The organism is Methanosarcina sp. Kolksee (genome assembly GCF_000969945.1).
Taxonomy (GTDB): domain Archaea; phylum Halobacteriota; class Methanosarcinia; order Methanosarcinales; family Methanosarcinaceae; genus Methanosarcina; species Methanosarcina vacuolata.
On the sequence record NZ_CP009524.1, the window covers coordinates 3790947 to 3813235 of the forward strand.

A 22289-nucleotide genomic window follows, 5' to 3' on the forward strand; every position below is an offset into this window, starting at 1 on the left:
ATAAATTATAAAACTTATTGAATCATAAAATTTATTTTTTCTGATATTTGGGCAGAAGTTGCATAAATTCGGAAGCTTCCATAACCGGCACGCTGTCAATTACGCAAACATCCGACCAGGGCAGATTGAAAGCTCCATAAGCTTCGGCACTTTCGGCTTCGTAAAGGATGTAATAGCGATTTCCGGAAAGGTCAACCCACTGGTTAATGATATCGATTCCTTCTGGAATCTCCAGTTTCTTAAAATGCTCAAGGATCTTATCGCGGTTCGAAGGGTCCCAAGTACTAACGTCCATGAATAACATCTTTTACCACTCCTCTTATTTTATGCTGCCAATACCCCTTCCCGGAAGCCAGGGCAGCTTTTTACAGCATCCGGGATCTCTTTTTGAGAGCAAAGCTCAAGGGAAAACAAGTCTATTCTCCTGTGCCATCTCCACAAATGCGGATTTGACCAGCAAGCCCCCAAATGCCGACTAACGGCAGAAGTCCAGATTTTTTAGAGTTTTACTGTCTTTTCCTAATTCATCATTGCTTAAATCCCCATAAATGATAAATCCGAAAGGACAGGTAATCATGCAGAACTTCTTTCTGCACGCAGATACAGACAATATATTATCATCCCTTAGCCTATATAATAGTTAGTCCTAAAAAACTAGATTAAGTCCGTGGACTTCATCAGGTGCACAAAACTTTTAATGAAAATACAGGAAATGAAAAACATAGGAAATGAAAAACATAGGAAATGAAAAACATAGGAAATGAAAAACATAGGAAATAAAAACATAGGAAATAAAAACACAGGAAATGAAAAACACAGGAAATGAAAAACATAGGAAATAAAAACACAGGAAAATAAAACACAGGGGGCAGGTTTCTCAGTCAAGCCAGCAAACCTCGCACTTTTCTTCTTTTTTCGTGAAGAATTTTGCAGCTTCAAACCCGGCTTTTACAGAGCCGTTCATGCTTCTTTCCGGATAATTGGTTGATGAGAACATTCCTGCCAGGTAAAGTCCGGATGGGCCTGGCGCAAACGGCAGAACCTTTTCAAGGTACCCCTGTTCATATACAGGTGCAGTATCCATTCTTCGGAAGAGTTTCGTCCAGTGGATATCGTTTCTTGAGAAATCAGGAAACATATTTTCCAGGCCATTCAGGTAAGAATCCAGAACTTCGTCTTCCGTCTTCAGCCAGAGAGCATCGTTTTCATCCTGGAAATAGGAGGTTACATAAACGAGGTGTTCTCCATAGTCCTCAAAAGGCATAAAATTGGTGTGCTCAATTACGGCTCCAAAAGGCACGTCAGCCTTTATGTTCAACCAGTAATTCCCATCTTTCATAAGCCCTTTCTCAAGTCCTATGAGGGCACACGCAGTCCCTTGATACCGAATATCCTGCAGGGTCGCGTGAAGTGTCCCAAGTTTGCCTTTCGTAAGGATATCCAGTACTCGGGGTTCAACAGTTGAAATCACCGCATCGCAGGGTATGAAATCCCCGTTTGCCATCACTCCCTGCACTGTATTGTCTTTGATTATGATTTCCTTTACTGCTTCATTCTGTAAGATCCGGCCTCCCTTTGCAGTGATTTCCTTTGCCAGAGCTTCTATAAGAGAATTAAAACCTCCTCTCAGGTACCCCAGTTTTTCTCCTTCTTTTCCCCTATCTGACCTTATTTTCACACGCCCTATAAGCCAGGCTGCAGAAACGTTTTCAGCATTTTCACCGAATTTGCTTTTCATGAGAGGAGCAAAAAAGTTTTCGTATACGGATTGTCCCGCAGTGTCAAGAATCCAGGTTTTTGCCTTTATTCTGTCGTAGGAAGTCGTATCATTTATTAGCTTTATTCTGAGCACCAGCAGCCCAAGTTTTACCAGATCAGTAAAAGAAAGAGGTTTAAACCTTGAAATTTCAGCAGGGGTATTCATGGGATAGTTTTTACCGTCTACAAAATAGGCGTTTTTTCCCTTAAGCCACAACATTTGACCTTCAAGCCCCAATTCTCTTATCATGTCAAGAAGTTCCGAATCACTCCTGAATATGTGGTGATAATATTTCTCTATAAAGTACTTCTTTCCAGCAAAATCCTGACAATAACTTGCAGCCATCCCCCCGATTTCCGCATCTTTTTCAAAAATAACAATCTCATTCGATTTGCAAAGCTTATACCCTGCTGACAGTCCTGCGAGCCCACTTCCTACTATTACGATTTTCATACCCAACTTTTCCCTTATCTGTTACTTTTAAACAGAATCTTAATGCCCCTTAAGAAATCAAACAGATTTCAAACAGATTTCAAACAGATTTCAAACAGATTTCAAACAGATTTCAAACAGATTTCAAACAGATTTCAAACAGATCCCAAACAGATTTCAAACAGATTTCAAACAGATCCCAAACAGATTTCAAACAGATTTCAAACAGATTTCAAACAGATTTCAAACAGATTTCAAACCCCTAACTTAATAGAAAAAAAGCTAAAGTGATATATCTCTTTTTCCACAAAAGTTCTTATACAACAGTTCTTTGAAAACCCCTTAACCTATCGATGGGTTTTACCACATATATACTTTGAAAACCCCATACTCTGTCGATGGGCTTTACCACTATATATCCTTTGAAACTTATATTAGATAAGCAGATATATTATAGTCGAGGACCAAAATTTCGTCACCAATCTGAAGTAAAAGGTTAACCACGAAAATCACGGAAACCACAGAAAAGGAAATATGGGTCCAATTCTTCCGTGTTTTCCACGTTTCCCATAGCTAGAAAGTAAGTGCAAATACTTACGTTAAGGACTATAGTTGAGAATCTCTCCAGATAATCCGGAGGCTTGAGGGGTAAAGGGGTGTATTACGACCAGGAAATAAACTCCGTTTTTGAAGAGTTTGGAGTCTCAGAAGCAGGTTTGAGTTCTGAGGAAGCCGAAAAAAGGCTTGAGGAGTATGGTGAAAATGAGCTTAAAGAAAAAGAAAAAGTTTCGGTCCTGAACCTCTTTGTCTCACAGTTCAAAAGTATCTTGATCATTATTTTGATAACGGCCTCTATTGTTTCGGCTCTTCTCGGGGAGTTCGTTGATGCAATAGTCATTATTTTTACGGTATTTCTTGCAGGTATTCTCAGCTTTGTGCAGGAATATCGAGCCGAGAAAGCAATTGAGCTTCTAAGGTCTCTTACCTCGCCGGAAGCGACTGTTATAAGGGACGGGGTTGAAAATAAAATTCCCTCAAAGAATCTCGTTCCTGGAGATCTTATCCTTATTCAGACCGGAGACCGCATTCCAGCCGATGCCAGGATAATCAAAGGGTTCAATCTTAAAACTGACGAGTCCTCCCTTACAGGAGAATCCGTGCCGGTTCAGAAAAGCATCGAAGCCCTTCCTTCCGAAACTCCTGAAGCTGACCGGACAAACATGGTCTACACAGGAACTGCAGTTGCTTACGGAAGAGGCAGTGCGATTGTTACTGCAACCGGAATGAATACGGCTTTTGGGGAACTTGCCGGGCTTCTGGGGACAATAGAGAGGTCCAGGACGCCTTTACAGGAAAGCCTTGACAAGTTCGGCAGATGGATTGGTACTGCGACTCTTGTAATTGTAGCTTTTGTTGCAATGCTTGGGGTTTTTTACGGATTTCCTCTCCTTGATATGTTTTTATGGGGTGTTGCTCTTGCAGTTGCTGCTATCCCTGAAGCTCTCCCTGCAGTTGTTACAGTAGGGCTTGGGCTCGGGGTGAGGCGTATGGTCAAAAGGCACGCCCTTGTAAGAAAACTGCCATCCATAGAAACGCTTGGAGCCACAAATGTTATCTGTTCGGATAAGACAGGCACGCTTACACAGAACAAAATGACAGTTGAAAAAATTTGCGTCAATAAGCAGGTTTTGAAAGTTACTGGAGCAGGATATTCTCCTGAAGGAGAGTTCTTTAAGGGAGATGAAAAAGTTTCTACAGATGATCCCCATCTTCAGATTCTCTTGCTGGGAGCTGTTCTCTGTAACGATGCTGGTCTTTTTAAGAAAAGTGATAAATGGGAGATCAAAGGAGACCCTACGGAGGCAGCTCTTGTGGTTGTTGCTGCAAAGTCAGGGTTCCATAAAGTTGAGCTTGATCAAAAATATCCTCGCCTTGGAGAAATACCCTTTTCCTCTGAAAGAAAAAGAATGACTACCTTCAATAAACTGGAAGCCGATTCTGGCAGCTTCCCTGTAAAAGGACTTACTGCCTTCTCAAAGGGAGCCCCTGAAGTAATTCTCGGCTCATGTACGAAGATTTTTCTTGACGGTGAAATAAAATCCTTATCTTCCGAAATGAAGCAGTTGATTGAAGAAAAAGTTAAGGAAATGGCTGATCAGGCCCTCAGGGTTATGGCTATTTCATTTCGTCTTCTGGATGAGGAACTCGATATCGAAAAATCTTCTTCAAAAGAGATCTCTTCAGAAAGAATAGAAGAAGATATGGTCTTTTCAGGTTTAATGGGCATGAGAGACCCTCCAAGAGAGGAAGTAAAGGTTGCAATCCAGAAATGCGAAGATGCAGGCATTAAAACCGTAATGATAACAGGAGACCATAAGATTACGGCGTCTGCAATTGCAAAGGAACTGGGGATTTTAAAGGAAAACGATCTTACTCTTACAGGCTCGGAGCTTGATAATCTTGGGGATGCCGAGTTCGAAGACAAGGTCGAGAGGGTTTCGGTTTATGCCAGGGTATATCCTATCCATAAGTTGAGAGTAATAGACGCCCTCAAGAAAAAGGGCTATGTCGTAGCAATGACCGGGGACGGGGTAAACGATGCTCCTGCCCTTAAAGCTGCAGATATGGGAATAGCTATGGGGATTACTGGCACGGATGTCAGCAAAGAAGCCTCAAGCATGATCCTTACGGATGATAATTTTGCGTCGATTGTTGCAGCGGTTGAGGAAGGACGAAATATATTCAAAAATATTAGAAACTTCATCACTTACGGGCTCTCAGCCCATATCGGTGAGGTTCTCATAGTTCTCATTTCTATCCTGGGATGGCAAATCCTGCCTCTTATTGCTGTTCAGATCCTCTGGATTAACCTGATTACGGACGGGCTTCCTCCTATGGCTCTATCAGTTGAGCCTCCTGACAATGGTATTATGAGACAGAAGCCAAGAAACGTTGAGGAAGGGCTCATCACCCGTCGGGAAATCTCAGCCAGTCTGGGAATTGGAGGGTTGATTGCGCTTCAGGCTCTTCTCGTTTTAAACTGGGCTCTTGACAGAAATTTCTCTATTGAGAAACTCCAGACCCTGATCTTTACGCTGGTAGTTTTCTCAGAGATGTTTAACGCCTTTAACTGGCGGTCTGACCGATACTCGATCTTTTCCCTGGGGCTTTTTACAAACAAACCTCTGGTTTATGCAGTCCTGACAACAATAGTTCTGCAACTCGTGGTAATTTATGTTCCTTTTTTCCAGACTGCTTTTCGGACCGTTCCACTTTCTCTCTTTGAATGGGGAGTGGTGCTGTCTCTTGCCTCTACCACGCTGATCTCAATGGAACTCGTAAAATATTTCTCAGGGAAAAGTTCTCAGAAAAAAAATTAAGAGACTTTTTATTATTTTCTTGTTTTTTTAGCGATGTTTGCCAACTGTCATTGAAATAAATACCATATTTTGACGATCCCGGAAGATATCAAAAGTCTCTATTTTAAAACTGGGTTTCTAAAACCAGTACTTTGCACAGTTAGGGCTGCGTCTTTCTTTTTAAGGTGTTTACGTATACGTGTTAATGTAAGAGTCCTGCAACTGCCGGATATATTTTTCAATATGGGGTTTATATATAGGATTTATTTTGTAGATTATGCTTCTTCCTTCTTTTATCTCTATTATAAGGTCATTTTCTTTGAGATTCTTCATATACCAGCTAATTGTTGGCCTGGAAACTCCAAATTCTTGTGCAAGAGCTACATTAGTGTTACAATTTCCATTTATTATCTCTATAATTATCTTCTGGTTAGTTAAGTTTTGAAGAACAGAAATAACTTTTTTTTCATCCTCATTGTAAACAAGAAGGTTTTCAAAATACCTTGTCTTCACACCGTCTTTATAGGATTCAATCTTTTTATTAGCTTTAAGGGTTTTAATGTGATATTTTACTATTTCTCTATCTAAACCAACCTGTTCTACAATTTCACCAATATATGCTCCAGGTTTGGTTTTTATATATCTATAAACTCTAAAACGGCTGGAATTTTCAAGTACATTCCCAGGATTTACAATTCGATATCCAACTATTGAGAAAAAAAGTTTCTTAGGGTAGAAAAGGTCAACTGTGGCTAAAATATACATCATACCAAGCCATAACAGAAACTGCCAGTAGGATATTTCAGTGACCTCAAGCTCTGTTACTTCTTCTCCGTGAATTGGGACTCCTACCTGGTCACTTGAAATGGGTTGTACTATATACTCATGAGCCTCAGATGTTGATATTAAAAGAACAAATGAAAAAAATAATAAACAGAAGATGAGCTTTTTTTGAAGCTCAATGATGCGCATAGACTTTAAATGTGTAATCCTCATTTCCATGGACAGATACACCTTTTACCTTGAACCTCCAGACTCCCGATTCCATACCATATCGAGAGGATATCTTGAGGCTTATTTTACCGTCTACTCCTTTTGGATCATCCTTATCATAGTAGGTCCTAAGAATGTGTCCTTCAGGGTCATAGGGACTAAGGGACAGTTTACTTTGTGTATTTCCCCAATTCAACATCAAGGTAAAAGCAGTTGTTCCTGAAGGTACAGTTGCTTTGTGAACTTTACTCTGTCCCTGCTTTATGTATGTCATTATGGCACCTCTTCTTCATCTTCTTCTTCCTCTACCAAAATAGGAGAAAGTGAGATTTCAGAACCAGGAGACATTTCGTTCAAGCGTTCGACAATGTATTCTTTTCCGGTAGAAGTCAAAATAACTTCCCCATGTGAGTCTACTAAGTTCGAAGTTGTCAAAGTATCACCAAAAAAAAGGTGAAAAGAACGGTATATAAATCTTTTGATTAAGTATTAAATAAATTAAATCACAAGATTTTTAAAAATTGTATTTTATATTTAGTCTACTATTTAATGTACAATTTTTAACCATAAAGTTGATTATACCTGATTGATACTATTCAGGCACCTTGAATCTGCATCGAAAGCCGTAATTAAAAATGTTTGGCATTTACAATACACTTCAGTCTTTTTTTTAAACTGATGCCAAATGATGCCATTTTTTAATTTTGCGATGAGTCCCTTATTAGAGAAAGATCCGTATAGCCAAAATCGATATCATTTGACGTATTTATGGTATCTATATAGTAACACATGGTTTTATTTATAATGTATACGAGTCATATTTTTTCATAAATGAAATTTTTCGATATATTTATTAAGTATACTAACATAACGCATCCTCTTTTTCTATATATTGGAAGGGATCACTATATATATTCAAATTATTTAACAGTTTTATTGTTAACCTCTGTAGAATCTCTGGTAATTCATGAAACCTCTCCCTATCACACTACAGATTTTTTGGTACATTGCCAAATTTTCTGGCAATATCCAGAATTTGCGAGTACCAAACATCCCCCACATAGGCATTTCCACATATTGGTTTCTTTTCTGAATTCTCGATATCCTCATTACACTGAACCCAACCAAAATCTCTCATGAGCCTAAAGCTTTCCTCCAGTTGTTTTGCACCGCACTCTATTGCATGGTCAACTGCGTAGACAAACTCTGCCCGGTGCGGATAGAAAGGAGTCAAGGTGCTGGTCTGGAAGCTTAAGCCTTTAGACCATCGGATTCCGTCCTCGATCATCTCACAAGTCTCATTAAAGCCTTCAAGGTCATCGAGACCGAGATATGAGAGCAAAGCAATCACATTTGCATTGACGCAGCAGTCCACAATATTGAATCGGCCAGGCCTGAGCCAGGTGAGAAAAGCTCCAGGCCGGACCCAGGGTGGTGATGGTGTAGGTACATCAATCAGCCTGTATGGAAGCAATACTGAATGAGCTATCATTCGTGCTGTACATTTGTCAATACGCTGATTCCTGATCATCTCAATTAATATAATCGAAGTATCATCCGCATCTGGGGGCAGCTCAGGTATTCTGCCGGGTTGCATCCCCTTTGGCCAGAAACAAAAAGCTCCAGGTTTCTCTGGAGATTCACATCTTTTGAGAAAATCTAGAGCCAGGTGTCTGGCATTTTTTAGAATGTCAGATTCAGGAACAGATCTCAGAGCTCGCAATACATGGGCAGTGGTAAACCCGTTCCAGTCAGTATATCTTTTTGTTCTGCTGCATATTATGGAAGGGAATGCCCCTGTGGGCGCCTGGCTACTAAGGATAAACTCGAGCATCTCATTTTCTGTCATGATAGGTCCTCTGGAGGTCTGAGATAAAGACTAAGTGCCGGCTGACTCTCTGGCTTAATAACAAACGATACCATTCCATGCCTGGTATCTCCTCCTTCTCTCTCGGCTACAGGCAGGCTGAGGGTCTCATAGCATTTCAAATCCCAGCCTTTAAGTTCAGCTAATTCTAAAACGCGTTTTCTGATACTTTTATCACTTCCAAATATAGATCTGGCAGGTTTGAAAATTGAAAAAACCATATCTTCCCTGCCTTTTTTCGCAGAAAAACTAAATCCTACCCTGGATTGGGAAAGAGCCAGCTCTGCTCGATGCCCGTATGCTTCTTCAATAAGAGAAAGGAAGCCAGAGCATTGGTTTTTCATCCCAGCCAATGAGAGGAGACGTTTAATTTCCCAGAACTCAATACCATTTATACTGAAATATAGCTCCAGCTGTGAGGTAGATGGCTCATATCCTATCATCTGTAACCTGGGCTTGCGGCCCGGAAGCAGGCCAACATCCCCAAGCATATCTCTTATAAGGCATTCATGCTCACTAGAATCGGACTCCGGAACTTCCACATAAAGCTTGTATCGATCTCCTCCTGAATTATGTCTCCCTCCAATCCATGCGCCGAACTTAAGAGGGCCTGACAAAAGGATTTTATGAAGAATCTCGCTAATCTCCTTTCTTACAGGAACATCTCTTAGCAGCTCCAGTTTTCGTTCAGCGATCTCTAGCCTCTCTGCTGAATCTATTTCGGGGCCAGAGACCTCTGCTGTATAACGTATAGTGTTGTCTGCCGTTGAGAAAGCAAACTCAACTGGAAAGCCATCATAAGTCAACCCGCTAAACTCCCAGGCCACTTCCTGCCAGCTGGATCTATATACTCCGTCAAGAATAAGATCAAGGGCAGCACTAGCGCGTGCAGCGGGCTTGGGAGCATATTTTCCCATACTTGCAATAGCCTGAGAGATCTTTCTGTGTCCTCTTGATGAAATTGCGAGGTCAGAATCTACGTTTAGGTCTAAGCCTTGATTTAAGTTAGAATCCAGGCCAGAAGGTCTCAAGCACACATTGCTCATTCCTGAATTTCATGTCGAATTTCATGTCATTAGAATTGTTTATTCCAGGACGCCTATCAGCGTTTCCTCAGTTTCAGTGAATGGTCCCCTCTTAATCTCGTTATTATTCTCGATGAAAGTGAACCTGTAGCTGAACTTTCTTTTCGTTGGATCTACCAGGGAGATCCTGAGCTTGACCGAGTCTATAGCGCTTCCCACAAGCTTCAAACGCTCCTCCCTCTCGTAATTGTTTTCAGGGTCCTTATACTCTATATCGATGAAAACATTCCTGACTGTGGCAGGATCAAAAAGTGGGACAAATTCGATATCTAAAGCTCCTGTGAAAGGATCATTAACAGGAACGACTACTGCCCTGGTGGTCACCGGACTTGTTGTCCTTGTTGATCCGTCTTTCATATGGTAAACAAAGCTGTAAGAGTACGACCTGGCTTTTGGATTGCTTAACCTGAGCCTCCAGAACTGCGATACAGAGTCTGGTTTCAGGATGAAATATTTGTCCAGAGATAGGCCTTCCTGATCCTGATAATTTAGGTTTACGTCTATAGAGTTCAGAACTCCCCAGTCAATATCATTCGGCATTACCTCTATTTCCAGGAAACCTATATCATCGTAGGGATTCAGATTCAGAGCCCGATCTTCCGTTTTTCGATCTGAAAAATGATAAGAGTAACTCTGTCCATCCCAGCCCGATTGCGGATCGAAGTTGTAATCCAGCCCATAGGTATAGGAAGTATCAAGAGCTTTATTCATGAAAACCTCAAATTTCTTCTCGCTTTTTTCTTGGGCATCAAAAATAAAGTCTCCATGCTTTTGGTTTGCCACGTCAATTGGATCTCCGTAGTCTAAAGATACATGAGCCGAACTCAGGCCGATCCTGTTGAAGTCAATGGGAGAGTCTACTGTGACCGCAAAAGTTCTGAAGAACGGATCGTCCAGATCTACCTCCAGGAAATGCTTATCCTGTTCTTCGAGAAGCAAACCGAAGAAGCCCTGCGGAGCATAGGTTCTCACTACGGCCTCAGAGCTATGATATTCCAGAGAAACTGTCTTTAGCTCATTCTGTCTGATGTACTTGAGCTTGAGAGATATGGCTGGATTTCCAGGAGTGTCCTGAGATTTTTTTTGATCAGAATTATTTCCGTTATCTTCCTTTTTATCACCATTATTCTTACTTTCATCCTGGTTTTCCTCTTCCTTTTTATCACCATTATCCTTACTTTCATCCTGGTTTTCCTCTTCCTTTTTATCACCATTATTCTTACTTTCCTGGTTTTCCTCTTCCTTTTTCTCTGGCAGCGGCCTCGATATAATTGCCTCGATTTTCACATTTGGGCTACCTGCAGCAATTCTGCCCTTTATCCTGGCCACACAATCAGTAGAATCGTTCATTCTATTGGAAGCCTGAGCCTCGTTCTGGCCTGAAGCGATTTCACTCTTTATAGGGGCCAGATTATCTATGATCCCAATTGCGACATCTTTTCGGCGCTCGGACAACTTCTGGTTATAATCTAGATTATCATTATTTCCTTCATAACTGGAATGGGCATCTATAGAAACTTCCTTTGGAGTGGCCAGACGAGTTTTGATCCAGTTTCTAAGGGCTTCTGCTCCTTTGAAACCCGAACCGCCTGATGGTGCTGTGCTTTCCAAGAATGCACCATCCTGTGGATCAGGTGTATTGTTCAGGTATCCTGTGTAGCTTTTGCTCTGAGGCCATGTGGACCAACCCTGCTCAGAGGGTTTTCCACAATCAAAAAATAGGTTGAATGTTTCATTAATATCTGGAGAAGAGGGATAATTTACTGTGATTTTTTTGCTAGAACCTGCAGGGATATCGATAGTCAACCGCCTCTGATTGTCAAGTTGCTGGACAATTCCATCTACCTTAACTAAAGGATTATTCCCGCCTGTAATCGTAAGAACTTCAGAGTCTCCGGAGCTTGAAGGATCATGACGAATGTCATATCCTTTCGGCAGAGGGTCAGGGTCAGTGCTCTTTTTCTCCAGCCTGGCTGGTTTACGGACATCTGTGCTACCATCTGTGTCCGTTCCTTTATTACCTCGTCCACCGGTTGATCCCGGTAATGGTCCTGCAGTAATTGAAGCTCCACCTTTAGGAGCTGCACTGGCACTTGATGAGCCTGCTGTTTTTGACTTGCTTTCTGACGAAGATTTGTTTTCTGACGAAGATTTGTTTTCTGACGAAGATTTGTTTTCTGACGAAGATTTGTTTTCTGACGAAGATTTGTTTTCTGACGAAGATTTATTTTCCTTAGTAGAATCCTCCAGTTTTTGTGCTAAGTCTCCAGGAAGTTCTCCAGGTGATAAAGTTGGTTTGAACCATTCATTTAGGATACTATTTTCAAAGAAATCAAGAGCCCATTTTTCTTTCTCCTTCTTGTCTCCTTCTGTGGTAAAGTTGGTAACCTCAATTTTTATGGCTCCATTCTGAACAAGTTTCTCGAATCCTATATCTATTCCAGCCTTGAAGAAATAATACTGACCGCTTAAGCTTGCACTGAACTGGTCGTACACTTTCTTAAGATCCGCGGTTATCTTGACATCAAGAGCAGGCCGAAGGCCGGTAAACTTGAGGTTGTAGATGACACCAACCGGAGTTAAGCCCTCCTTAAAGGCTTTCTCTAGTATGATCGCCCCTTCCTGGTCCAGTGTAAGACTGAAAGCGGCTGAGTTGTCTCCAAAGAGCGAGGGGACTGAAGCTCCCAGTATTTTCTCCACTGCATTGAAGGTTCCTTCCTCTGCCGGGCTTGCCGTAGTTCCTCCCGAGCCCTGCAGGTTAAGAGCTATGCATTGAACCGAACCTTCATCAAACTGGATCGCTGACAGCCTGGGCTCTCCTTTTGCTCCAGCAGAGACTTCGGAGAGGATTTTGTTTTCCAGTAATGGGTCCAGTTGCATGTTTACTCTAAACATGAGGAAGCCTCCCCCTTTAGCTCCTCCGGCTACTGCCGCCGGTTTATACTTTATAAACGAAAATTCTGCTTTTTTATCTGGACCATTTCTGGCAAGGGCAACAGGTCCTGGCAGGTACCAGAACTGATTAGGATCTGCATGATCTGCAAAGACGGTAATTCCATCTACTGTTATTGTCTTGCTGCCGAATATCAACATATTTCATCACTCCTATAACCAACCTCTATTTCTAATCTAGTTACGTCAAATTTCCAAAGTTAGTTTCAACTACCTGGTTCATTGATCATCCAAAATTGCATCTATCAAAAAATAATCAATATAATATCACAAAATAATTGTAGTGCCGAACACGGGTGCTTAATTAAAATCAACAAAGGTTCTGTAAAAACAGAAAGCAAAGCTGGTATAAACACACACTCCACGCTTTATTAAATTGGAAGTACGAAATATCTGTACTTGTGTTTTCTTAGCTCAGTGTCTTCTGAACTCTTAGCTCAGTGTCTTCTGTGCTTTCTGTATTTCAAAAGTTATTTTGAGGCTAAGCAGATATTAACATTCATTTTTTTGATTTAAATAGTTCAAACCTTTGTTTCTTGCGAAATTTAGAATCGACACACTGGTTCTCAGGCCACTCGAATACTTAGTTCTCCATCATTATTGTTCTTCCAGTCCTCAGTCCTGTAAAGGCCGTTCGTGTAGTAATAAGTGACTTTGTAACGATACGTAGATCTCTGATCATCCACGTAATCGAATTCAAAATAGGCTTTGTCATCTGCAGATTTGAATGTGAATATATCATCAAATCTCAGTCCTGCAGCAAGATCCTCGTAACTCATCTCGATATTTATCTCTTTAAGATTTTTGGATGTAAATTCCAGCTTTTGTGGACGGATCTGGATGATTCTATGGCCTTTCATATCGCTTCTTACAAGTATTCGTCTATCCCTGGTAAGCGATGCAGGATTTTCAAAATATCTGCCATCCCTGAAAAGTACAGTAACCCTGTATGTGACAAGACGCTGGTCTGGATCTGCAAGATCAACTGTAAAAGACTGGGCTTCCGTAGCTGTCGGACTAAATGTTAAAAAGCCCTCTTCATAAATTTCATTTTCAGCGTCTTCATAGGACAAATCTACAAATGCGTTTGTAACATCATCCCAGTTCAGGTTTGGTACTACCTGTACTGTGCGTTTCATTGGGAACGGGTCCCTTACGGATATTTGCTCTTCACTTGTATCGACCCAGCCCATGTCCACAGCTTTATTATTGGAAGCATGATATACGATCCTGTACTTGAAAGCCCTTTTATTGGGGTCGCAGATAAATATCGGCAAGGTTTTTTGTGTATTGTCTGCATCCATAAATACTACGCTATCAAAGCTGATTTCATTTGGTTCATCGATGTACTGAAGCTTCACTTCTACAGCAGGATAATGTTCCCATGGAAAACCGTGAGCACCTATTGGAACTGAGAGTATCGAATAAAGCTCTCTTGGATTGACCTCAAAGACCTCATCCGTTACCACCTGTTCCGGAGCTGTGAGAACTACAGGCCTCTCTGTCCCGTTTACCCCTTTGAAGTTCACCTTATAACTGACTGTAACTTCTCTTTTCATCGAACCGGACTCGATTATACTTGGCCAAATTACTGATCCTTTTGAATTGTTCGAGTCAAGAACGACATTCTGGGTCTTGTTACCATAAGTCAGCTTAACATTTATGGAAGCTATGGAGTCCTCATCGAGATTTGCCCTGGATATGACGTCTACCTTTCGGGAATCAAACCAGGGTTCATCCACATCCACTGAGATAATAAAATCCTCAAGATTCAAACCTTCTGAAGTGAGGTCTCTAATTATGCCGCTTAAGTGACCCTGAGGATAGATACTTCTCCTGACTGTGGTCCTCTCGCTGATATTAACGTTCAGGATCTTCTTGTCTATCCTTGTCAAATCTACTTTCTGGTAGCTGAACATGCAACCTTCATACGCTGGGCCAAGCGTTGAACCCTGGTTTGCTATCATTATTGATCGATCTAATGTATTTACAGCCTTATCCCAGGAGTCTTCATCTTTTTTGATAGGGTCAAGAGAGGGCTTGAAGAATGCATCAGTCACCATGTCCCGAACTTCATTTAAGGCCTGGTCTTTATTCTTGATTATGCCGCTCGTGTCCTCTCCTTCAGGCACAAAGGTATCGGCCTCTATCTCTATTATTCTGTTCTCTATCAGCTCATCTACAGCTTTATCGATATCTACAGAGAAAACTAATGAAGAGGCACTGAACTTTTCATCCAGATGTTTCTGGACTCTGTCCCAGTCTGCATGCAGCCTGACGGAATATGCAGGCCTGAGAGCGAGATAATCCAGGGAATAAACAATGCCTATAGGGGCAATCTCACCCTGAATGGCTTTATCAAGAACTGTCACACCATACTGATCCAGAGCAACTGAGAACGCTGCCTGGTTGTCCCCATACAATGACGGCTTAGCATTCTGGTCTATTTTTGTAACAAATTTAAGCTTGTCCAGATCATTTGATGGCTGTTCTCCTGTCTGTGTGCCAAAGAGCATCATCTTCACCGATCCATCAATAACAGGAATGGGTGACAGCTTTGGTTTATCACGCAGCCTCGCCAGAGAGCTTAGCTTCCCACTAATGGCATCCAGTTTATCCTGGTCCACACCGATATTTACATCGAAGTTGAGAAAGCCACCATTGCCTGCCTCGCCTCTAAACTTGATTATCTGTATCTGGGGAATGATTTTGCCAGATTTCTCTTCCTTAATCTTTGTTAATTTGGGAGCTACTGGAAGATAGTAGAACTGCAAAGAGTCGGCATGGTCTGGATAAATTGAAATGCCATCGATCAAAAAAAAAGGGGGATTGAGGTATAGCATATTATCCCCTTCATTAGTTTATTGGAGGAGCCAGTACTACAGGAGCCTCAGGCAAGACGGTAAGATCACTTGTAGTTACAAGATCTGTCTTCCTGGTAGAACCGTCTTTCATGAAGAAGGTAGCCTGCCACTGATAAGCGTTCTTATTTTTATCCTTGAGTTTGACGGACCAATCAACAGGGTTTTCAGAGTCAGGTTTTATAATCACGTCCTTTCTCTCAACTATACCATTCTCTGGGTCCTGATAACTCAACGAAACCTTGGCAAGCTTTACAATGCTAAAATCTATAAGGTCTGGAAACACCTGCACTTGCAGCATATCCGCATAATCTCCAGGATATATACTGTCTGTCTTAACTTCAGTCGGAGGTATTTCTTTCAGATCTCCATTCTTATATTGTATCATACCAGAGTAGGTGACTTTGCCTCCGGTCTCGCTTACAACAGGGAACACCCAGTCTGCAAACGGATTTGCTTTGTTCAGGGCATAGGACTGGGAAGTTCTGTAGTCATTGCCAGTATCTTCATATTTTAGATCGATATAGATATTGGCAATATCATTATCCATGTCCCCTACAGGTCTTATGTGTATTACTTTATCGACGAATGGGCTACCAATTAAAAGATCTTCTGACTGGGCGGATGTCCAATCTTTCAGATACTCCTTACCATCTGCCATATAGTATTTGACACGGTAACGGTACTGGTTTCTCCTGGGCTGGAATATGACCTTGAGCATTTCTTGGTTTTTGCTGTCTTTGTCCAGCATGAAGACTTCTTCTATGAGGTCTACACCTGCACTTCTGTCCTCATACTGAATTGCGACCTCAACCTGAGGGATCTTGCTGAAGTCAAGGTGGCCCGGTTGAATATTTACATGAAGTATGCCTATGTCATCTACATTAATGACCAGGTTCTTCTCATCTGTCTGTTTTATATCTGATATGTAGGATTTGCTTTCAAACTTGTAGTTTACCTGGTACCAGTAATTGTACTTCCAGTTATTATTCTCAATAAATGTCCTGAATGTGGACACGTCATTGGGGCTCTTGAACATGAACTCATCTATCTTGTGGGTTTCTCCTTCATTGTAGTCTATGTGGACTTCAACACTGTATATAGGCAGGTTATCAAAGTCAGCGTTCACATAAATCGGGACAGTGAGTGTTTTGAAGAAAGGATCATCCAGATCTATTTCCTTGAAGTAATCCTTCGGGTCGACACCTGGTAAGTTAGTGATATTTGGCAGTGTACCGCCTGGATGTGGGTCCCATTCCATAGTCATTCCCTCTGTATAGTTGACGGTAACACTCGAAGTTTTATTGGTTATCATGGTGCGAGTGACATGTTCCATATCATCCGGAACCTTTCGGTTCTCGTCTGAGACAGGAGTATTTTCCTTTATGATGTTCCTGGCTATGGCATCATCGAAGGTTCTCTGGATTGACTCCCTTATCTCATTCTGTAGTGTAGTATCCTTCAGATTACGAAAATCAAATTCAGTAGTGTAGAACTCTGAATTATGAAATCTTTCTCTTATGTACTCATAATAATTATCATCTGCACACCAGTTTTCATCAACAGTGATTGTTTGATAGAAACTGTAAAATTTCTGAGCATCCCAGTGGCAATATGCTGTAATAGGAGGAAGACCCACTTGAAGCACGAAACTATAAGATACCTGGACAGACCCTCCTTTTCCCTGCAAAGCGTTCCAGAATAAAGCAGCGCCATCTTTTGTGAACTCTACAGTAATGGGTGTTATGAAGTCTCCGTATAGAGACGGAGAAGCGGGGTTCCAGGCCTTTTCGACCAGGTTGTTACTCATATCCGTGAGATTCACGGAGACACCTCCTTCGATGGGTTTGATCTTCTCTATTTTGACTTCCCGATGAGGAGCATTACGTTGATCAGCCAGGTTATCCACTCTTTTCTGCAGTTCTTCCTTAACTGCCTTCTGTTTATCATCTGTGATTTGGAGTGCTACATCGAAGAATGCAATCCCTCCAGCCTTAAATTCACCTGACCTGTCTATCTCTGTCCTGTACTTAAGAAACTGGAATACTGGCTTGCCTTCACTGTCTAGACGGAAATTCGGCGTCTTAGGAAGGATATAAAATGTGTCCCATTCCTCATCATCCGAAAAAACCGAAAGATCGTTTATAACCTCTTCCGAACCAAACTTAAACATATTTTTTACCTCTTCTTACTTTTTCAAAGCTTTATCTCTGTTTTATCTGTACTTCTCGATGGGTTAAACTTCACAGAACCATCGGCAGCAGTCTCTCTCCAATCAAATTCCAGGGAGCCTTCCAGACCTGCTGCCGAACGGGTTACTAAAAACCAGCTTGCAGCCCAGCTTTCGCGCCTAAAATAGATTGTACGGTCGTCCTTAGTCCCCTTTCCTGACCTTGATGGTCTATACACTACTCTGACCCTGACATCTCTGGATCCAGATGCTTTCGGACCTGACCCATCAACTGTCACCCTGGATAGCCCAAGGTCCTCTGGCTTCAATGTCCAGCCTCCGGAATCGGTTAAGGAAAGCCTGGTCTCAAATACTGGTCCTCCGTCAGTGTAGTTCGTTATGGCCAGCAGTTCGCTAACAGCTTTTACAGGCAGTGAAACCTCTGCGAACTCCGGTCCAGCCAGTTTTGCAACTGCCTCTCCAAGTTTTAGATCGATGAATGCAACAGGCAGTTCATTGGTATCAAAGCCCAGTTTGACGAACTTTGTCTCTGAAGTTTTTTGTCCAACTGGTTTTGTGATTGAGCTTTTGTCTGGCTCTGTGATCGTGACTCCTGTTTCTATAATATGATCTGCTCCAGTTCCATTCCGGAACCAGGAGCTAATGTCGGCTGAACTCTCAAGGGACAACTGCGCAGTTTCAGTCCTGTATACTGTAGATTCAAGCTTAGCCTGCCCGGAATGTCCCGAGTTTCCTGAAACTATCGAAACAATTGCTGAAGCAGCCTTTTCCTTAGCTTTGCGGTAAGTGTCATCCTTTAAATCCTGTGATACACCTTCATCTTCAGATTTTTCGACACTCAGCCCGCCCTTTGAGATAGCAGACTCGACTACAGCCAAAGCCTCTTCGAGGGATATGCTCTTGTCCAGAACAGAAATTTCCCGGCTTACATCCCCGAAGATTAATACTTTTACCCCTCTCTCCACTGGCAGAGATCCTTTATAACTCACTAAGAGGACATTTTGCTTCCCGTTAAGCGAAGAAATTACCTTAACCTTGTCTCCGGAGTTAAGTTTGACATTAAACATAGCAGTAAACGGAGGAAAACCCGATGTTTGAGCTGATTGGAGTTCATAAAACTCGCCTGATTTGTCTGCCAGAAACAATGTTGCTTCGGACACGGAAATTTGAGCCGGAGAAAGCCTTATCAGCTCTTTTTGCAACTCCTGAAACTTTCCAGACAGATCGTCCTTCAATGAATTAAGTATGGAAGATTTGACAGACCACTGAGAACTTAACTGGAGGATAGCACCTTTATCCGATGCTATGAGCTGCAGAGCAGGTCTTCCGTCAGGGCCAGTTTCTGGAAGCGGTTTTCCAGGCAGATAAAAGAAGGTCGACGGGTCCTCTTTGCTTCTATAAACATCTACGCCTCTTAAATTGAAGCCGTCTTTTAAATCTATCATATTATATCTCCTGATTTTATCCCATTATATCTCCTATTTAGTCTGAACAATCAGATTCTCCCTGAATTCCACCTTTTATGCATAGAGTCCTCTATCGATGTCGATTAAGTGCTTAACTTAAACACAAAAATGCGATTGTTACTCCTGAAATTGAAGCAGAAAGGTTTGCAGCGGAAAGTGTTGACTCAAAATCTGAGAGTACCTATGAACTGTCCTAAAGTCTTAGGAAGACTTCCTACATTTATCGTCGTTGTAACAGTATTGTTTCCCGTGTCAATTATAGAAACAGTGTTTTCGTGATCATTCGTCACATATACCTTTCTTCCATCCGGGGTAACTGCAACTCCGTAAGGGCTTTTACCGACCGTTACCGTCGCTTCAACAGTTTTTGTATTTGTGTTAATTACAGAAACATTATTGCTGTCAAAGTTCGCCACATAGATTTTTGTTCCATCCGGGACAACTGCAACTCCTTTAGGGTTATTCCCTACAGGCACCGTGTCTGTAACCTTGCTGGTTGCTGTATCGATTACATAGACATTGTTGGTGCTTCCGCTCGTCACATATGCCTTTGTTTCAGTGACTGCAATTCCACCAGGTTTTTGATTTTCCATATTCACTGTGGCTGTAATGGTATCTGTGGATGTATCAATTACAGAAACAGTGCTGTCGTTGTCGTTCGTCACATATACCTTTGTTCCCGCGACTGCAACTCCAAAAGGGTTATTTCCTACGTCTACCCTGGCTGTAACAGTATTGCTTGAAGTGTTAATCACAAAGGTAGTGCTGTCGCCGTAATTTGTCACGTATACCTTTGTTCCATCAGGGGTGATTGCAACTCCTTTTGGTTTTGTTCCTACTTTCACAGTTGCTGTAACATTGTTTTTGGTAGTGTCAATTACTGAGACAGTGTTACTGCCCAGGTTTGCTACATAGACCCACCTTCCATCAGGGGAAACTGCAACTCCTTCAGGGAGGCTTCCTACAGGTACCGTAGTTGTAACGTTATTTGTTGTTATGTCAATAACAGAGACATTATTGCTCCCTCCGTTCGTAATGTATGCACAAGTACTGTTATTTTCACCTGGTTTAGTGCCTTCATTTTCTGTTTTAGGAAAGTCGTTTTCAATTGGGTTAGGGGATATGATAAGAATTGGTACTTCGGAAATTTTTTCCGAACCCCAACCTCCCTGATGATCGTAGTAAATGTTACGAACGCGATATTTGAACGTTCGATCACTATCTACATTGTTCAGTAATTCCTTCAGAGAGCGTTTCATGGAGATCTGAACTTTAGCTTCATTACCCCTTCCCAAAAATAACTGTTGAGGAGCATGGCCCTCTCGGAGGATTTGTACTTCCAATTTGTATAAAGTTTGATACGTAGATGGCACTGAATCTCCCAGAAAGGGAGGACATTCTGCTGTGATAATCCAGCTCACAGTGCAAGGATCTTCCACTTGATGGATTCGGTCGAGTACTTCTGTAGGGGTTTGGATAAGTTCTTGTCCTATTAGTTCAATCGCAATTGCGTTCCAGATAATGTTGCTATCCTTATCCACGGGTTCAATCTTTACATCTATTAATCCCTTGTCTTGTGGTGGAAGAGTTATTGGAAACGAGGGAGAAACGGTAATGGCTTCGAACACTTTTAGTGGAACAGCAGAGTTATTATCAATCTGCAACAAGCGTGGAACGCAGTTTGTCATGCTCGTTTCCATGGGCATCATGTTAATGAGTTGCACCTGATCAGGACATATGGAATTTTCTGGTACTTTCGGCTCTACCCTCAACCCGGCCAGGTCGTTGAAATTCAGTCGCATTGGAATATGCTTTGTCACCAGTTGAGGTTCTTCATACCCTGGCAGGTACTCCATCAAAGTAACAGTAACTTCCCCGGTGAGTCCAACAGGCCCAGTGAGTAGTTCAGCAAGGTTTTTATAGAACTCAATCGTTAGATCCAGAACAATCTGAAAACCATCCAGATCGATTTCCATGTTCTCCTGGCTTAAGGTGTTGATAAACTCCGGAAACGCACTGGTAAGCTTAACCTCTGCCTTTTCGTATCCCCCAACAACGATATCAGGAAACGCGAGTTCCCCATGACTCTCCTGGTACAGGTGATCACGCAATTCAACTAGTTTTTTCGGGTCATGCCAGGGGGTGATTCCAAAAGTAACTCGAACTCCGTCTCCATCCTCGGACGGATATAATACAGGGATCATGTGTGGAGTTTTCAAGTCCTGGTTATAAGAGAGTCTAAACTCGTCAGGTAGACGGTATACGGTATTTGGGAAAGGCGCTATGCAAATCATGCCAAAGTCGGTCCTCATGAAACTTGTCGGGAGGGATGTACCGACGATGGCCGAGAAAATAGTCTTATTGAATTCCAGAGTTCCATCAAAGACGACGAAGGGAATAACACGATTCAGAGAGACGGTTTTATAGTTTGTTTGTTTTTTTCTTTCTTCAGCTTTATTCATAATTTCTAAAGGTTTGTCTTTAAAATTTCTAAATGGTCGAAGAGTAGGAGATAAAACCAGATTACTTAGTTTCGGTAGATCTGTAGATAAAACTACATCATTTCGTTTCTCATTTAAAGGGCTAACAAGCTGTTTTCCAGAGGTTTTTAGAACATATTTTTCCCCTAAATTGGGAACCGCATAAGGTTTTTTGCTAGGCTTATAAACTGGACCCAAAACAATTTCCGAGTCAGGTTTAGTAATAGGCGAAGATTCTTTGTCGAGCCAATAGCTATAGGATAATGTCACATGGAGCTCTGTATTCAAATTTGACCTGCTCAGAGCATGAAAAAGGGGCTGAACCTCATCGGCCTGGAGTTGAGACTCCACCCTGATGGAGAAGCTGGATTTTTCTCCTTTGATGTTATTATTCGTACCTTCCAGGAGTGGTTGAGGAAAATCACGTTTATGTTCCTGGCCATTCTCGTCTTTCCATCGCAAAGTTATTTTCTCAGCGCTAATATTAAAGGGCTTAGCATCGGAAGGATAAGCAGTCTGGTCTTCTTCCAGCCAGAACTCCAGGCGATACATGCCTTCGGGTCCATTTTCCTTTAAGAACCAGACCTTGAATACAGAATCATTTCCTGTTGCAACATGCAGTTGGGGACGATAGTAAGACTGTTCATCGGTGGATTTATACGTCCTTCCGTCTGCAATAGGCTCCTGATCATTAACGAAATGAGGTGCATTCTCATCTCCATGTAGCTGGACCAGGTTCTGTATCCTGGACATGTCCATCCCTGCTGCCACGTTAAACTTTTTGGAACTTATCCTGACGGGTAGGGAACTGATGGTGATACTATTCTTAGTCTCAGGCATTTCA

13 protein-coding genes are annotated in these 22289 nt (G+C 41.9%); 1 reads left to right on the forward strand and 12 read right to left on the reverse strand.

Annotated elements, in window-relative coordinates:
* Positions 1 to 31 precede the first annotated feature (31 nt).
* Both MSKOL_RS15615 and MSKOL_RS15620 read right to left on the reverse strand, forming a co-directional pair.
* The gene (locus MSKOL_RS15615) at positions 32 to 304 is read right to left on the reverse strand and encodes a DUF3303 domain-containing protein (RefSeq protein WP_011305536.1); all 273 of its coding nucleotides are present in this window, start codon (positions 302 to 304) and stop codon (positions 32 to 34) included.
* A 573-nt stretch (positions 305 to 877) separates the two neighbouring features.
* Positions 878 to 2212 (reverse strand): NAD(P)/FAD-dependent oxidoreductase, encoded by a 1335-nt coding sequence (locus tag MSKOL_RS15620; RefSeq protein ID WP_048157580.1) that lies wholly within the window; start codon positions 2210 to 2212, stop codon positions 878 to 880.
* 635 nt (positions 2213 to 2847) lie between these two features.
* Between MSKOL_RS15620 and MSKOL_RS15630 the strand changes: the two genes are divergently transcribed.
* Positions 2848 to 5571, forward strand: a complete 2724-nt coding sequence (locus tag MSKOL_RS15630; protein ID WP_048157584.1) for a calcium-translocating P-type ATPase, SERCA-type — start codon at positions 2848 to 2850, stop codon at positions 5569 to 5571.
* A 168-nt stretch (positions 5572 to 5739) separates the two neighbouring features.
* On the opposite strand, the gene MSKOL_RS15635 is transcribed toward MSKOL_RS15630, so the two are convergent.
* The 10 genes from MSKOL_RS15635 to MSKOL_RS21195 form a co-directional block, all read right to left on the reverse strand.
* Positions 5740 to 6552 carry a winged helix-turn-helix transcriptional regulator gene (locus tag MSKOL_RS15635; protein WP_048157586.1) on the reverse strand — a complete coding sequence of 271 codons (813 nt, stop codon included), beginning with the start codon at positions 6550 to 6552 and terminating at the stop codon, positions 5740 to 5742.
* Positions 6509 to 6817, reverse strand: a complete 309-nt coding sequence (locus MSKOL_RS15640) for a hypothetical protein (RefSeq protein WP_048122499.1) — start codon at positions 6815 to 6817, stop codon at positions 6509 to 6511. The genes MSKOL_RS15635 and MSKOL_RS15640 overlap by 44 nt, the downstream gene beginning before the upstream one ends.
* A complete protein-coding gene (locus tag MSKOL_RS20470) occupies positions 6817 to 6978 on the reverse strand; it encodes a hypothetical protein (protein WP_156151116.1) in 162 nt (53 codons plus the stop codon). The genes MSKOL_RS15640 and MSKOL_RS20470 overlap by 1 nt, the downstream gene beginning before the upstream one ends.
* Before the next feature lie 553 nt (positions 6979 to 7531).
* Positions 7532 to 8392, reverse strand: a complete 861-nt coding sequence (locus tag MSKOL_RS15645; RefSeq protein ID WP_052725548.1) for a hypothetical protein — start codon at positions 8390 to 8392, stop codon at positions 7532 to 7534.
* Complete coding sequence (locus MSKOL_RS15650; RefSeq protein WP_156151117.1) at positions 8389 to 9456, reverse strand: hypothetical protein; 1068 nt, start codon at positions 9454 to 9456, stop codon at positions 8389 to 8391. Before MSKOL_RS15650 ends, MSKOL_RS15645 begins: the two co-directional genes overlap by 4 nt.
* Before the next feature lie 39 nt (positions 9457 to 9495).
* A complete protein-coding gene (locus tag MSKOL_RS15655) occupies positions 9496 to 12588 on the reverse strand; it encodes a hypothetical protein (RefSeq protein ID WP_048157590.1) in 3093 nt (1030 codons plus the stop codon).
* Between the two features lie 425 nt (positions 12589 to 13013).
* Entirely contained in the window at positions 13014 to 15290 is a 2277-nt protein-coding gene (locus tag MSKOL_RS15660; protein WP_048157592.1) for a hypothetical protein, read from the reverse strand.
* A gap of 13 nt (positions 15291 to 15303) precedes the next feature.
* The gene (locus MSKOL_RS15665) at positions 15304 to 17481 is read right to left on the reverse strand and encodes a hypothetical protein (protein ID WP_048157594.1); all 2178 of its coding nucleotides are present in this window, start codon (positions 17479 to 17481) and stop codon (positions 15304 to 15306) included.
* A 23-nt stretch (positions 17482 to 17504) separates the two neighbouring features.
* Positions 17505 to 18944: a hypothetical protein gene (locus MSKOL_RS15670; RefSeq protein ID WP_048157596.1), complete on the reverse strand. Its 1440-nt coding sequence runs from the start codon at positions 18942 to 18944 to the stop codon at positions 17505 to 17507.
* 185 nt (positions 18945 to 19129) lie between these two features.
* Entirely contained in the window at positions 19130 to 22285 is a 3156-nt protein-coding gene (locus MSKOL_RS21195; RefSeq protein WP_052725550.1) for a YncE family protein, read from the reverse strand.
* Between the last annotated feature and the right edge of the window lie 4 nt (positions 22286 to 22289).